Origin of the sequence: Bradyrhizobium niftali (genome assembly GCF_004571025.1) — a bacterium.
In the GTDB taxonomy this organism is placed as follows: Bacteria; Pseudomonadota; Alphaproteobacteria; order Rhizobiales; family Xanthobacteraceae; genus Bradyrhizobium; species Bradyrhizobium niftali.
Genome location: NZ_SPQT01000008.1, coordinates 210,939 through 225,253, shown reverse-complemented (window position 1 = coordinate 225,253; position 14,315 = coordinate 210,939). Strand labels below are relative to the sequence as shown.

The window sequence follows — 14,315 nt, the reverse complement described above, 5'->3', positions numbered from 1 at the left end:
GCTTCGAGACCATGTCCCTGCTCGTCAAAATCTGCGGCCTGTCCACGCGCGAGACGCTCGAAACAGCGCTCGACGCGGGCGCCGACATGGTGGGGTTCGTGTTCTTTCTGCCGTCGCCCCGGCATCTGTCGCTGGAGCTCGGCCGCGACCTCGGCCGCCAGGTGCAGCGGCGCGCGCTCAAGGTTGCGCTCACGGTCGATGCCGACGACGCCACGCTCGACAACATCATGGACGCGCTGTCGCCGGACATTTTCCAGCTCCACGGCAAGGAGAGCGTGGCGCGGCTGCGCGACATCAAGCAGAAGTTCGGCCGCCCCGTGATGAAGGCGGTGCCGGTCGCAACGTCAGCCGATCTTGCCGTGCTGCCCGGCTACGCCGCGGTCGCCGACCGCATCCTGTTCGATGCGCGCGCGCCGAAGGACGCGACGCGGCCCGGCGGCTTAGGGGAGCCGTTCGACTGGCACCTGCTCGAAAACCTCGATCTGAACTTGCCCTACATGGTCTCGGGCGGGCTTCACGCCGACAACGTCACTGAAGCCCTTCGCGTCACCCGCGCCGGTGGCGTCGACGTGTCCTCAGGTGTCGAGAGCGCCTCCGGCGTCAAGGACCCCGAGATGATCAAGGCCTTCATCCGCGCCGCGCGCGCCACCCAAGATGCAAGTCAAGAGTTGAGCGTCCGATGAACATCGCCAAGCCAAATTCCTACCGCAGCGGCCCCGACGAGCGCGGCCATTTCGGCATTTTCGGCGGCCGCTTCGTCGCCGAAACGCTGATGCCGCTGATTCTCGATCTCGAGAAGGCCTACACCGCGGCCAAGGCCGACCCGGCCTTCCAGGCCGAGATGAACGGCTATCTCAAGAACTATGTCGGCCGGCCCTCGCCGCTCTATTTCGCCGAGCGTCTCACCGAGCATCTCGGCGGCGCAAAAATCTACCTCAAGCGCGAAGAGCTCAACCACACCGGCTCGCACAAGGTGAACAACGTGCTCGGCCAGATCATGCTGGCGCGGCGCATGGGCAAGAAGCGCATCATCGCCGAGACCGGCGCCGGCCAGCACGGGGTCGCCACCGCGACGCTGTGCGCGCGCTTCGGCCTCGAATGCGTGGTCTATATGGGTGCCGTCGACGTCGAGCGGCAGCAACCCAATGTCATCCGCATGGAGATGCTGGGCGCCAAGGTGGTCCCGGTGCAGTCGGGCACGCGCACGCTGAAGGACGCCATGAACGAGGCGCTGCGCGACTGGGTCACCAACGTGCACAACACATTCTACTGCATCGGCACGGTGGCGGGCCCGCATCCCTATCCGACGCTGGTGCGCGACTTCCAGTCGATCATCGGCAACGAGACCAAGGCGCAGATGCAGGAGGTCGAAGGCCGCCTGCCGGACTCGCTCGTCGCCTGCATCGGCGGCGGCTCCAACGCGATGGGCCTGTTCCATCCCTTCCTCGACGATTCCACCGTCGAGATCTTCGGCGTCGAAGCCGCCGGCCACGGGCTGACGCAATTGCATGCGGCGTCGATCGCGGGCGGCCGTCCCGGCGTGCTGCACGGCAACCGCACCTATCTCTTGATGGACGCGGACGGCCAGATCCAGGACGCCCATTCGATCTCGGCCGGTCTCGACTATCCCGGCATCGGCCCCGAGCATTCCTGGCTGCACGAGATCGGCCGCGTGAATTATCTGTCCGCGACCGACGACGAGGCGCTCGCTGCGTTCCAGCTGCTGTCCAAGCTGGAAGGCATCATCCCCGCGCTCGAACCCGCGCATGCCATCGCCAAGGTGATGGAGCTCGCGCCGAAGCGGGCAAAAGATCACCTGATGGTCGTCAATCTCTCCGGCCGCGGCGACAAGGACGTCCCGCAGGTCGGCGACATCCTGAGGGGCAAGAGCAAGTGACCACGCGTATCGACACCCGTTTTGCTGAGCTGAAGAAAGCGGGCCGCTCGGCCTTCGTGACCTTCCTGATGGCCGGCGATCCCGATCCCGCCACCTCGCTCGAGATCATCAAGGCGCTGCCGAAGTCCGGCGCCGACGTGATCGAGATCGGCATGCCTTTCACCGATCCGATGGCCGACGGTCCGTCGATCCAGGCCGCGGGCCTGCGCGCGCTCAAGGCCGGCATGACGCTGAAGAAGACGCTCGAGCTCGTGCGCGGCTTCCGCAAGGACGACAATGCGACGCCGATCGTGCTGATGGGCTATTACAACCCGATCTACATCTACGGCGTCGACAAGTTCCTGGTCGATGCCAAGGGCGCCGGCGTCGACGGCCTCATCATCGTCGATCTGCCGCCGGAAGAGGACGACGAGCTCTGCCTGCCCGCGATGAAGGCCGGCCTGAACTTCATTCGTCTGGCGACGCCGACCACCGACGACAAGCGCCTGCCGGCCGTGCTCGCCAACACTTCGGGCTTCGTCTACTACGTCTCGATCACCGGCATCACCGGGGCTGCGGCGGCGGACTCCTCGGCGGTGAGCGAAGCGGTCGCCCGCATCAAGCGTCACACCAAGCTGCCGGTCTGCGTCGGTTTTGGCATCCGCACGCCGGAGACTGCGCGCGCCATCGCCTCGCATGCGAACGGCGCGGTGGTCGGTACCGCGCTGGTCGATGCGCTCAAGAACAGCCTCGACGCCGAGGGGCGGGCCACCGCCAAAACCGTTAACGCCGTCGCCGAATTGACGGCGTCCCTGGCCCAGGGCGTCAAGGGCGCGCAGCAGGCGGCGGAATAGGCCATAATTCCGCTTTCGGGGCGGACGACACGGCGGCTTGCCGGGGCAGGGTCCGGCAGCCATATATCCCTTCAGGCGGTTCCCGGAGCGGGATCGCACATCGGAGCAAACCATGAACTGGCTTACCAATGTGGTCCGGCCGAAGATCCGCAACATGCTGCGGCGGGAGACGCCGGAGAATCTGTGGATCAAGTGTCCGGATTCCGGGCAGCTCGTGTTCTACAAGGACGTCGAGGCCAACCAGTTCGTCATTCCCGGCTCGAACTACCACATGCGCATGGGCGCGGTGGCACGTCTGAAGTCGATCTTCGACAACGAGACCTGGTACGACGTCGCGCTGCCCGAGGTCACGCCGGACCCGCTCAAGTTCCGCGACGAAAAGAAATACGCCGACCGCATCAAGGATGCGCGTGCGCGCACCAACCTGAATGACGCGATCAAGGTCGGCTACGGCAAGCTCGAAGGCGCCGCCGTCGTCATCGCCGTGCAGGATTTCGACTTCATGGGAGGCTCGCTCGGCATGGCCGCGGGCGAAGCCATCGTGCGCGGGCTCGAACTCGCGGTCGAGAAGAAGTCGCCGTTCATCGTGTTCGCCGCATCCGGCGGCGCGCGCATGCAGGAAGGCATCCTGTCGCTGATGCAGATGCCGCGCACGACCGTTGCGGTACAGATGCTGCGCGAGGCAAAACAGCCCTACATCGTCGTGCTGACCAACCCGACCACCGGCGGCGTCACCGCCTCCTACGCGATGCTGGGCGACGTGCAGATCGCCGAGCCCGGCGCGCTGATCGGCTTTGCCGGGGCGCGCGTGATCGAGCAGACCATCCGCGAGAAGCTCCCGGAAGGTTTCCAGCGCGCCGAGTACCTGAAAGAGCACGGCATGATCGACATGGTCGTGCATCGCCATGAGCTGCGCCCGACCCTGGCACGGCTCTGTCGCCTTTTGACCAAGGCTCCGGCGCTGGAGACCGCGTCGAAATCGGTGCAGCCGGTCGTCAGCCCGGCGCAGATCGTATCGGCTTCCGAGACGGCGCCGGCCGCGCCGCACGCGTGAACGCATCTCCTGACAGCGCAAAGCCGCCGCTCGGCGAATTGATCGGGCGGCTGTCGGCCCTGCATCAGAAGCGCATCGATCTCGGGCTGGAGCGGATGCACCGCCTTCTCGAGCGGCTCGGCCACCCCGAAAGCAAGCTGCCCCCGGTGATCCACATCGCCGGCACCAATGGCAAGGGCTCGACGCTCGCTTATCTGCGCGCGACGCTGGAAGCCGCCGGCCTGCGCGTGCACGCCTACACTTCGCCCTATCTGGTTCGCATCAACGAATGCTTCAGGCTCGGCCGCCCCGGTGGCGGCGTGCTGGTCGGCGACGACGAGCTGTGCGCCGCGCTGGAGGAGGTCGAGCGCGTCAATGCCGGCGAGCCTGCGACCGTGTTCGAGCTGAAGACGGCCGCCGCGTTTCATCTGTTCGCGCAGAACCCGGCGGACGTGGTGCTGCTCGAAGTCGGCCTTGGCGGACGGCTCGATTCGACCAATGTCGTCGACACGCCGGCGGCCACCGTGATCACGCCTGTCAGCATGGACCACACGGACTTCCTCGGCGATACGCTGACCTCCATCGCCGGCGAGAAGGCGGCGATCATCAAGCGCGGCGTGCCCGTGATTTCGGCCGAGCAGGCGGGCGAGGCGATGGCCGTGATCGAGGCGCAGGCCAGGCGCATGCGCGCGCCGCTGTTTGCCGCGAACGAGAGCTGGCACGTCAATGTCGAGCATGGGCGCCTGGTCTATTCCGACGACCGCGGCCTGATGGATCTCGCCGCGCCGCGCCTGTTCGGGCGGCACCAGTTCGACAATGCCGGGCTTGCGATCGCGACCCTGCGCGCGATTCCGACGTTCAAGGTCAATCAGGCGGCGTTCGAGGCCGGCATCGTCGGTGCCGAATGGCCGGCGCGGATGCAGCGCATCACCTCGGGCGAGCTGCTCTCCTGGGGGCCGCGGGGCTCGGAGATCTGGCTCGACGGCGGACACAATGCGGAAGGCGGGCGCGTCGCAGCGGCCGCGCTCGGCGATCTCGAGGAGCGGGTGTCGCGGCCGCTGGTCGTGATCGCGGGCATGATGGCCAACAAGGATGCGCAAGGTTTTCTCGCCAATTTCGCCGGGCTCACCCGTCACATCATCGCGGTGCCGATTCCCGACACCGAGAATGCGATGCCGGCCGACCGCCTCGCGGACGCCGCACGCTGCCTCGGCATGCGCGTCGAGCCCGCGCCCGGCATCGAGGCCGCGCTGCGCGCGCTGTCGAAGCTCGCCTACGAGGTGCCGCCGCGCATCCTGATCACGGGTTCGCTCTATCTCGCCGGCCACGTGCTCGGCATCAACGGCACGCCTCCTGCATAGGATTCTCGTGTCCCGGACAAGCGCAGCGAAGCGGAGCGGAGCGCAGAGCCGGGACCCAGAAGGTTAAATGGGCCCCGGCTCGGCAGCGCACCACTGCGTGCTGCGCTGCGTCCGGGGCACGATAGTGGAGCTTCGAAACGATGCGCTTCGCCGCGATTGCCGACATCCATGGAAACCATCTCGCGCTGGAGGCGGTGCTCGCCGATATCCGCGCGCAGGGCATCGCCGACATCGTCAATCTCGGCGACATGCTGAGCGGTCCGCTCGACGCGCGGCGGACCACCGAGATCCTGATGCAGCTCGAGGCCGTGCATGTGCTCGGCAATCACGACCGCTATTTGCTCGACCGTCCGCCGGAGAAGATGGGTTCATGGGATCGTCCTGCCCATGCGGCGCTCAACGCCGCGCAACTCGACTGGCTGCGGGCGCAGCCGATGACGCGCGTGTTCCGCGACCGGGTCCTCCTCTGCCACGCGACGCCCGACAACGACGAAGTCTATTGGCTCGACACCGTGCATCCCGACGGCACGGTGGCGCTATCGCCGCTCGATCGCATCGAGCAGTTCGCGCAAGGCATTACGCAGTCCCTGATCCTCTGCGCCCACACCCATCTCGCCCGCGCGGTGCGCTTGCGCGATGGCCGGCTGATCGTCAATCCCGGCAGCGTCGGCAGCCCCGGCTATCGCGACAAGCATCCGTTCCCCCATGTCGTCGAGGCCGGCACGCCGCACGCGCGCTACGCGATCCTCGAACTCGTCGGGAGCGCATGGCAGGTGACGTTCCGCCATGTCGTCTATGATCATGAGACGATGGCCGCGCTCGCGCGCCGCAACAATCAGCCGGAGCTCGCGAAGGCGCTGGCAACGGGCTGGATCAAGTAGACGGCTCCATCAGGGCTGTGGGCTTGACATTATCATATGCGCACTTATTATAAGTGCGCATATGAAACGGGAGGTCATGCCATGAGCGACGAAAACACCTGGCGGAGCGAATACGCCATCGAGACGTCGGCGACCCCAGAGACGATCTGGAGCATCTTTCGCGAAGTCCCCGCCTGGAAAAACTGGAACGCGGGCATCGAGCAGATCAACATCGACGGACCGTTTGCGACCGGCACCTGGTTCACGATGAAGCCGCCCGGTGAGGAGGCGCTGCGTTCGCAGCTGGTCGACGTTCGCGAGAACATCTGCTTCGTCGACGAAACACGGGTGGGCGATCTCGTCATCCTTGTCGCCCACCGCATCGAGCCGCTTGGACCGGCGCGCACGCGCATTGTCTATGCCGTCGATGCCCGCGGCCCGCAGGCCGCCGAGATCGGCCCGGCGGTTTCCGCCGATTTTCCCGAGGTGCTCGCGAGCCTGTCCAAACTGGCCGAGGGGACGCGATGACGAAGCCGCCACTCCCGACCCGTCTGTCCGGACCCGCCGAAAGCCCGGGCTTCCTGCTCTGGAAGATCTCGAACGCCTGGCAACGCCGGTTGCGGGTGGCGCTCCAGCCTTACGAGCTCACCCATTCCCAATTCGTGTTGCTGGCAACGGCGACCTGGTTCGGTGCTGAGGAAACGCTGACCCAGGCGCGGCTCTCTCAGCTCAGCGGCATCGATCCGATGACCACGTCCCAGGTGTTGCGCGCGCTGGAAGCAGCAGGGTTGATCGAGCGGATCGATCATCCCCAGGACCCGCGCGCCAAGGCGATCACGGTCACCAAGGTGGGCCGCGATCTCGCGCGGAAAGCTGTCGTGGCGGTCGAAGACGCCGACGCCGCGTTCTTTAAGCCGCTGGCGTCCGACACCAAGCGACTGGTTGCGATGTTTCAGGCGCTCGTCGAAGGCATTGAGCGCGCCGAGGCAGACGACAAATAAAACGGCCGGCTATTCGCCGGCCGTTGCAGAATTCTCAGTTACGCACGAAGCGGATCACACCGCCGACGTGATCCACTGCTGGAGCTTCGCCTTCGGCGCCGCGCCGACCTGGCGGGAGGCCATCTCGCCGCCCTTGAAGATCATCAGGGTCGGGATCGACATCACGCCGTACTTCGACGCGGTCTTCGGGCTCTCGTCGACATTGAGCTTCACGATCTTGACCTTGTCGCCCATCGCGCCGGCGATCTCGTCGAGGGCGGGGGCGATCATGCGGCAGGGGCCGCACCATTCGGCCCAGAAATCGACGACGACAGGGCCGTTCGCCTTGAGCACTTCGGCTTCGAAATCGGCGTCGGAAACCTTGCTAACGGCCATTGGAGTACCTCACTCGGTTGAAAGAATCGGCGCGGTTGGGAATCGCGCCCGGGATCATGGCGTCAACCTATGAACGGCTCCTTGCCGGGTCAAGGACGCTCACACTGAGATGAAGGGATGCCAGCGCCGCGTCCAGCGCGGGGGCTGAAATCTCCATATATTCAAGGGCCTCGGTCCAGAGCAGGACGGCCCTGACAGGCTTTTGGGGATAAAGCCTCGACAGCACCGCCCGGTACAGCGCGAGCTGTCGGACATAGACGGCGGGGGCCTCCGAGGCGCTTTTGGGCGCCGCCTGGTTGGTTTTGAAATCGACGATCAGGACCTCGTCCGGACGAACGACCAGCCGGTCGATCTGCCCCGATACCAGCGCCGGCGGTTGGCCCGGCCGCTCCAGCCTGCCGACGATGGCGACCTCGGCCCGGCTGCCGGCGGCAAAGACCTGGGCAAAGCGCGGCTCGGCGATCAGCGCGAGCACCTTGTCGGCCAGCGCGGTGCGGTCGGCCTCCGCCCAGTCCGAGGCGTTGCGCGCCATGAAGCCGAGCGCGGCCTCGCGCCGGCGCTCGGGGCCGATGTCTGGCAGCGACTGGAGCAGCCGATGCACCAGCGTGCCGCGTTGCAGCGCGCGCGCGCGCGACTGCACTGATTCGCCTGACCGCACCGCGCGGCCTTCCTCGGCAGACTGGCCGGACGGGCGCACGGCATCGTCGTCAAGCATCTCGCGCGGTGCCGGCGTCCGCAGCCAGTCGGGCAACGCGATCGTCTGGTCCACGGATGCCGCGGGTGAGCCGAGGGAAACGACGTCCTCCGGCCGGGCGAATCGCGTCACCTTGCCAAGCGGCGTCTCCACCGTCTGCTTCTCGAGGCCCGAGCCGGTGAGCCCGGTGTCGACCAAATCGTACCAGCTCAGCTTGCGGACCGTCCTCATGTTACCGGGCATGCAGCCGCCGACGATCAGCCGGTCGGCCGCGCGCGTCATCGCGACGTAGAGCAGGCGGCGGTATTCGTCCTCGGTCTCCTCGAGCATGGCCTTGCGTGCCTCGACGACCGGCTTGGGATCGTCGGCCTTGCGGCCGGCCCACACCACCACCTCGCCGCCATTGCCGCGCGGCACGTGGATCAGCCGCACTCGCTGCGAGTCCGCGGGCGACGATGTCGTGTCGACCATGAACACGACGGACGCTTCGAGGCCCTTGGCGCCGTGCACGGTCATCACCCGCACCTCGTCGCGCGAGATTTCCATGTCGCGCTTCACCTCGGTGTCGGCCGAGCGCAGCCAGGCCACGAAGCCTTGCAGCGAGGCCGGCGCCTTGCGCTCGTAGTTCAGCGCCAGCTCCAGGAACTCGTCGAGCGCGTCATTGGCCTCATGGCCGAGCCGGCGCAGGATGCGCGCGCGGCCGCCGTCGCCGCCGAGCAGCCACGCGTAGAAGGCGAACGGCGTCTCCTCGCGCGCGCGAGTCTCGCAGGCCTCGAGCCGGCGCAGTGCCGTGGCGAACTTCTCGCTCGTCGATGCGTGCTCGCCGAGCGCGCGGCGCAGGGAGCCCTTGCGGCCATGGGCAAGCTGAAACAGATCGTCGTCATCGAGCCCGAACAGCGGGCTCTTCAACGCCACCGCGAGCGCGAGGTCGTCCTGCGGCAGCAGCAGCGCGTCCGCAAGGTTCATCAGGTCGATGATTCCGATGTGCTCGGTGAGCTTCAGCCGGTCGGCGCCGGCAACCGGCACGTTGGCGTGCTTCAGCGCCTGGATCACGGCGTCGAACGCGTTGCCGCGGCGGCGGACCAGGATCAGCATGTCGCCGTAGCGCAGCGGCCGCCGTTCGCCTTCATGTCCGGTCAGCGTGCCGCTTTCGACCAGCCGCTTGATCTCGGCCTGGATGCGGCGGGCGAGCTTGACCTCGGGGCTGGTGACGGCGACGCCGTCGAACGGCGCGCGCCAGCCCTCGATGTCCTGCCGATCGTCGGCTTCAGCCAGATCCCACAGCTCGATCACGCTGGGAGCTGCATCGGCAAGCGCATTGTGCAGGGGATGGCCGATCTCGACCGAATGGATGCTCTTGTAGATCGCGGGGTCGCGGAAGACGTGATCGACCGAATGCAGGATCGCGGCACCCGAGCGGAACGAATAGGTGAAGGCGACCGGATCGAATTTCAGCCCGGCGGCGGTGAACTTGCGGTGCAGCTCGCGCCGGCGCGCGTCGAATTCTCGGGGTTGGGCACCCTGAAAGGAGAAGATCGACTGCTTTTCGTCGCCGACGGCGAAGACGGTACGGTTCAGCCCCTCGCGCGCGCCTTCGCCTGCGGTGAATTCGGAGATGATGTGCGCGACGATGTCCCATTGCCGGGGGCTCGTGTCCTGGGCCTCGTCGATCAGCACGTGGTCGACGCCGCGGTCGAGCTTGTAATGCACCCAGCCCGATGAGACGCGGTTCAGCATCGCCAGCGTCTTGTCGATCAAATCGTCGTAGTCGAGCAGCCCGCGCTCCTGCTTCTCGCGCCGATAGTTCGCGGCCGCCGCGGTCGCGATATGGAGCAGGGCCGCCGTGCGATCACGCATGGTCACCGCACGGCGCTTCTCGATCAATCCACAGATACGCTGCGCCTCGTTCTCGAACAGGCGGGCGACGGAGGGGTTGTGATCGCAAAACTTCCTGGTCAGCACCGCCTTGCGCGGCAGCTTCTCGTCGGTGAGGAAGACGCCGAGATAGGCATCGACCTGCGCGCTGCCGGAAAAGGCTTTTGCCTCGCGGAGCCGGCTGGCCTGGTCGTTGTCGGACTTGCTGCCATCTTCCAGCGCAAAGGCGATGTCGTCCCAGCGCGATCGCGGCAGGAACGGACCGTCCAGAATCTCCGTCTCGACGTCCTCGATGCGATCGGCGGCGTCAACGTCGAGCACGGCCGCCATCTGCGCGGCGGCAGCTTCTGCGTTGCCGGCCTCGTCCGTCCAGGCCATGAAATGATCGCGGCTCAGACAGGCCTCGCGCACGACCTCTTTAAAGGTGACGTCGGCGGCGCTGGCCATCGCGGTTAGCAGTGCACGGCCGGTGACCGTCTCCGGGTCGCGTGCGGCCTCCAGCAGCACCTTCAGATTGGCGCGTTCCATCATGTCGGTCTGGTCGCGCTCGTCGATGACGGAAAAGCGCGCCGGCACGTTGGCCTCGAATGGAAACTGCTGGAGCAGGCGGGTGCACAGCGCGTGGATGGTCTGCACCTTCAATCCGCCGGGCGTCTCCAGCGCGCAGGCGAACAGTTTTCGTGCTTCGCGCCGCAGCTTTGCGTTGGGATGCGGGATGCCGACTGCAACAATGGCCTTCGTGAGCGCATCATCGTCCAGCGTCACCCAATGGCCGAGCGTGGTGAAGACGCGCTCGGCCATGTTGGCGGCGGCGGCTTTGGTGAAGGTGATGCAGAGGATCTTCTCCGGCGGAACACCGGACAGCAGCAGGCGGATCACGCGCTGCACCAGCACGTGGGTCTTGCCCGAGCCGGCATTGGCCGACACGAAGGCCGATGCGGTCGGATCGGATGCGCGCGCCTGCCGCGCGCGCACTTCATCGGGGATGGGACGCGGCGCCTTCACCATTCCTCGATCCCCAATCCACCCGCCGCCGACCACTCCTTGATGCGGGCGAGGTCGTCATAGGTGCCGTAGCGGTTGGACCACATCGGCAGGTTCAGCGAGGTGTAGGCCTGGTTCTCGTCCTCGAACGCGCGGATCAGCGCTTCAAGCTTGGCCCGGGCCTCAGCGGCAGCAATATCCGGCGGCTGCGGTTCGTCGCCTTGCTTGAACTTGAGCTCGAGGATGCGCTCCTCGCCGGGCGGATTGTTGCCGCTCAGGCGCACATAGACGAGCTGGCTAACGGACGAACCTGCGTCGATGTCAGGGAATCCGCCCTCGCGCAGGATCGCCGCTTCCAGCGTCAGCTGCGGCGACAGGCCCATGCGCACCTGCTTGCCGGTCGGCGGCTGCCCGGTCTTGTAGTCGAGGATGGCATAGCTGCCGCCCTGGCGCCGCTCGATGCGGTCGGCGCGGGCGGAGAGCTGAAAGCTGCGGTCGTGGTCGAGCCTGATCGAGATCTCGCCCCGCGTCTCCGCGGTGATCGACTCGATCGCATCACGCCGTACCGTCTCCCATTCGCCAAACCAGCGCGCGATGCGCTGGAAACGTGGCCACCACAGCGCGCGCGCTTCAGGACGCTCCATCAGCGGCGCGAAATACTTTTCGCCGATCGCGCGCAGCACGCGGGCAGGATCGTCGGGTAGGCGCGTGGCGTAGCTCTCCGTGAATTCGCCGAGCGCATCGTGGATCGCCGAGCCGCGGTCGGCGGCCGACAGAGGCATGTCGACGGGATCGAGCGCATCGAGCCGCAAAATGTGCTTGGCGTAGATCGTGTAGGGATCGCGCAGCCAGTCCTCGATCGCGGTCACCGACATTTTCAGCGGCCGTGTCGCGCGCGGTGGCCGCGGTTCGGGTTGCTTGATCGGCCTGACCTCGTCGGGCTGGTCCAAAGCAGCAAACTGCACGTATTTCTCGCCGGCGCGGATGGCCGCCTTCCAGCGATCGTCGCCCGCAACAGCCTCTAGCCGGTGCAGGAAGCGCGAAGCCACCGCCGGCGCGCCGCCGGCCTTGGCGGAATGGGTGAGGATCACCTCATCTCCGCCGAGCAGCTGCGCGAAATCGTGGGCGGAGAGGCCGATGCGCCGCTCCGGCAGATCGAGGCCGAGCTCATGCCGCATCGGCCGGCTGAGCCAGGGATCGATGCGCGGCGCCGGCGGCCAGACGCCCTCGATCAGGCCGCCGACGATGATCCGGTCGGCCTGCATCAGGCGCGATTCCAGCGGGCCGTAGATCTGGAGCCGTGCCCCCGGTCTGTCACGTCGCCGCACCGCGCGATCGCCGAACGCGGTCTGGAAAACGTCGGGGTAATCTGGCTGCGGAACCATCAATCCGCTGGTCGTTCCGCCGCGCAGGAGATCGTCGAAGGCACTGGCGAGCGCGAGGCCCTCGCGCTCCTCGAAGGCCAGCGGGATGCCCTGTTCGTCGCGCGACAGCTCGATCATGATCTCGCGATGCCGATGCGCGAGCTCAGCGAAGTCATATGGCTTTGATGACGCGAGACCCTCGATCGGCGCCAAGGCTTGTCGCAAGGCATCGATCAGGGCCTGGATGCGATCGAGGTCCTCCGCCTTGAGACGTGCGCGCGGCTCGGCCTTGTGGAGCGCGGAGACTTCGCTGCGCCACAGCTTGGCCAGTTCCTCGCGAAAGCGGTTGAATTCACGCAGCAGGCCGGCCGTGCCCGCAGGCGGGCGCGTGCCACGCAGGACGGCGAGCTCCAGGCCTTCGATTGCTGCCTTCCATGCGCCAGGTAGCCGGCCGAGCCGGCACAGCGGATGCTTCAGCATCGCCAGCAGTGTCGGCGGCTCCAATCCCTTGGTCGCCGCTTCGGCCGCAAGGCGCGCAAAAACGCCGGCGGACGTTTCCATCAGCACGTCGCCGCCGGAATCGTCGAAGGCGAGATCCCATCGGGTGAGCGCAGCCATCACCCGCCGCGCCAGCGCGCGGTCCGGCGTGACCAGCGCCGCCGATTTGTCGAGGTGCCGCGCCTCGCGCATCGCGATCGCAATCGCCAGCGCTTCCATTTCAGGATTGGGCGCCTCGACGACCGCGAGCCTCGTCATGCCGCCGGCGATCTTTGCCGCGACATCCGGCTGCTTCAGCCGGTCGTGCCAGACTTCCGTCTTGGCGGAGGGCCGCATCGATTCCGACGCGAGCAAATCGCGACCGCCTTCCGCAGGCGGATGAAGCAGCTCGACGTCACCGCGCTTGATGCCGAAGCGCTCCAGCAGCGCGTGCATGGCATATTGCGGATGGTTCGACGCCGGATGCTCCGCGAACTTGCCGAGCGCATCGCGGACGCCGCCGATGGTTCGCCAGGCGTCCTCGTCGAGATCGGTGTCGAGCCCCGGCAGCACCACCGCGCCATGCGGCAGCGAGGCGACCGCATGCAGGAATTTCGCCGTGGCCGGCATCGAGCCGGTCGAGCCGGCCGCGATCACGGGGCCATGGGGATGCGCGGTCAGGCGCCTCGCTTCCGCCGCGATCAGGAGGTCGCGCCGCGCCGCGGGCTCGATCCGGTTGATCTCGGCGAGATGGCCGGGCCAGGCGATGCGTGCGATGCGCAGGAATTCGAGCGAGTGCTGCCAGTAGCGATCGAGCTGGTCCGGCACCAGGCCATCGAGCGCGCTCCAGTCGACGCCGCGCGTCACCATGTCGTCGATCAGGCGCGCGAGATCGCCCGCGAGAGCCAGCGTCGAGGCTGGCCCGCCAACCACCAGCGGTGACAGCACCGGGCCCTTCGCCCAGGCCGCGACGAGCTGCGCCAGCGTCAGCCGCCGTTCGAGCTCGCCGAGCCGGGGCGGAATGTCGAGCGGCGTTGCGCTCGCGAACTGCTCGCCTTCATCGGCGAAGGCGAGCTCGTCCTCGTCGATGTCGCCGAGCGCGACGATGCGCGGCAGCACGACGGCGTCCGCCTTCATCTCGTCGAGAAAGATCTCGCGCACGACGCGCATGGCGCGCCGGGTCGGCAGGTAGAGCGTGGCGTCCGCAAGCCGCGCCGGATCCTTGCGCGCCTCGAATCCCTCGACCAGCCGGCCGTCGAGCAGGGCCGTGACGACCGTGCGCAGGAACGGAACTGAGATGGGAACACTGAAAACGCGCATCGGCCGCCTGATTCGAAGGATCAGGCAATATAGGGAGGCGGACTCGAATGGTCATGGGCGGAGGTGAATTCGTCCCCGCTGTTCGCCATCCTACGGTTCTGGCGGCTTGTTTCCCGCTGTCATCATCCGCGAAGGCGGATGATCCAGTATTCCAGAGGCGGTCGAGATTCAGCCGAGAAGCCGCGGCGTCCTGGATGCCCCGCCGGAGCCTGTCATCGGGCTCGCCGAAGGCGAGGCCCGG

11 protein-coding genes are annotated in these 14,315 nt (G+C 67.0%); 8 read left to right on the top strand and 3 right to left on the bottom strand.

Going from position 1 to position 14,315, the window contains the following annotated elements; all coding sequences use genetic code 11:
• The first annotated feature begins 11 nt into the window (after positions 1-11).
• The 8 genes from E4K65_RS17185 (at position 12) to E4K65_RS17150 (ending at position 6,985) form a co-directional block, all read left to right on the top strand.
• On the top strand, positions 12-683 hold the full coding sequence (locus E4K65_RS17185) for a phosphoribosylanthranilate isomerase (RefSeq protein ID WP_135175183.1): 672 nt from the start codon (positions 12-14) through the stop codon (positions 681-683).
• On the top strand, positions 680-1,897 hold the full coding sequence (gene trpB / locus E4K65_RS17180) for a tryptophan synthase subunit beta (protein ID WP_135175182.1): 1,218 nt from the start codon (positions 680-682) through the stop codon (positions 1,895-1,897). Before E4K65_RS17185 ends, trpB begins: the two co-directional genes overlap by 4 nt.
• The gene (gene trpA, locus E4K65_RS17175; RefSeq protein ID WP_135175181.1) at positions 1,894-2,730 is read left to right on the top strand and encodes a tryptophan synthase subunit alpha; all 837 of its coding nucleotides are present in this window, start codon (positions 1,894-1,896) and stop codon (positions 2,728-2,730) included. Before trpB ends, trpA begins: the two co-directional genes overlap by 4 nt.
• Before the next feature lie 112 nt (positions 2,731-2,842).
• Positions 2,843-3,784, top strand: a complete 942-nt coding sequence (gene accD, locus E4K65_RS17170) for an acetyl-CoA carboxylase, carboxyltransferase subunit beta (RefSeq protein ID WP_135175180.1) — start codon at positions 2,843-2,845, stop codon at positions 3,782-3,784.
• Positions 3,781-5,124 (top strand): bifunctional folylpolyglutamate synthase/dihydrofolate synthase, encoded by a 1,344-nt coding sequence (locus tag E4K65_RS17165; protein ID WP_135175179.1) that lies wholly within the window; start codon positions 3,781-3,783, stop codon positions 5,122-5,124. The genes accD and E4K65_RS17165 overlap by 4 nt, the downstream gene beginning before the upstream one ends.
• 140 nt (positions 5,125-5,264) lie before the next feature.
• A complete protein-coding gene (locus E4K65_RS17160) occupies positions 5,265-6,005 on the top strand; it encodes a metallophosphoesterase family protein (RefSeq protein ID WP_135175178.1) in 741 nt (246 codons plus the stop codon).
• Between the two features lie 81 nt (positions 6,006-6,086).
• Positions 6,087-6,512, top strand: coding sequence for an SRPBCC family protein (locus tag E4K65_RS17155; protein WP_135175177.1), 426 nt, complete (start codon positions 6,087-6,089; stop codon positions 6,510-6,512).
• Positions 6,509-6,985 carry a MarR family winged helix-turn-helix transcriptional regulator gene (locus tag E4K65_RS17150; RefSeq protein WP_135175176.1) on the top strand — a complete coding sequence of 159 codons (477 nt, stop codon included), beginning with the start codon at positions 6,509-6,511 and terminating at the stop codon, positions 6,983-6,985. The genes E4K65_RS17155 and E4K65_RS17150 overlap by 4 nt, the downstream gene beginning before the upstream one ends.
• Positions 6,986-7,039: 54 nt before the next feature.
• Here E4K65_RS17150 and trxA read toward each other — a convergent pair whose 3' ends face one another.
• The 3 genes from trxA to addB all read right to left on the bottom strand — a co-directional run bounded on the left by trxA (position 7,040) and on the right by addB (position 14,074).
• Positions 7,040-7,360: a thioredoxin gene (gene trxA, locus E4K65_RS17145; RefSeq protein WP_008540017.1), complete on the bottom strand. Its 321-nt coding sequence runs from the start codon at positions 7,358-7,360 to the stop codon at positions 7,040-7,042.
• Positions 7,361-7,427: 67 nt separating this feature from the next.
• Positions 7,428-10,937, bottom strand: coding sequence for a double-strand break repair helicase AddA (gene addA / locus E4K65_RS17140; RefSeq protein WP_167770877.1), 3,510 nt, complete (start codon positions 10,935-10,937; stop codon positions 7,428-7,430).
• Positions 10,931-14,074 carry a double-strand break repair protein AddB gene (addB, locus tag E4K65_RS17135; protein ID WP_135175174.1) on the bottom strand — a complete coding sequence of 1,048 codons (3,144 nt, stop codon included), beginning with the start codon at positions 14,072-14,074 and terminating at the stop codon, positions 10,931-10,933. Before addB ends, addA begins: the two co-directional genes overlap by 7 nt.
• Positions 14,075-14,315 lie beyond the last annotated feature (241 nt).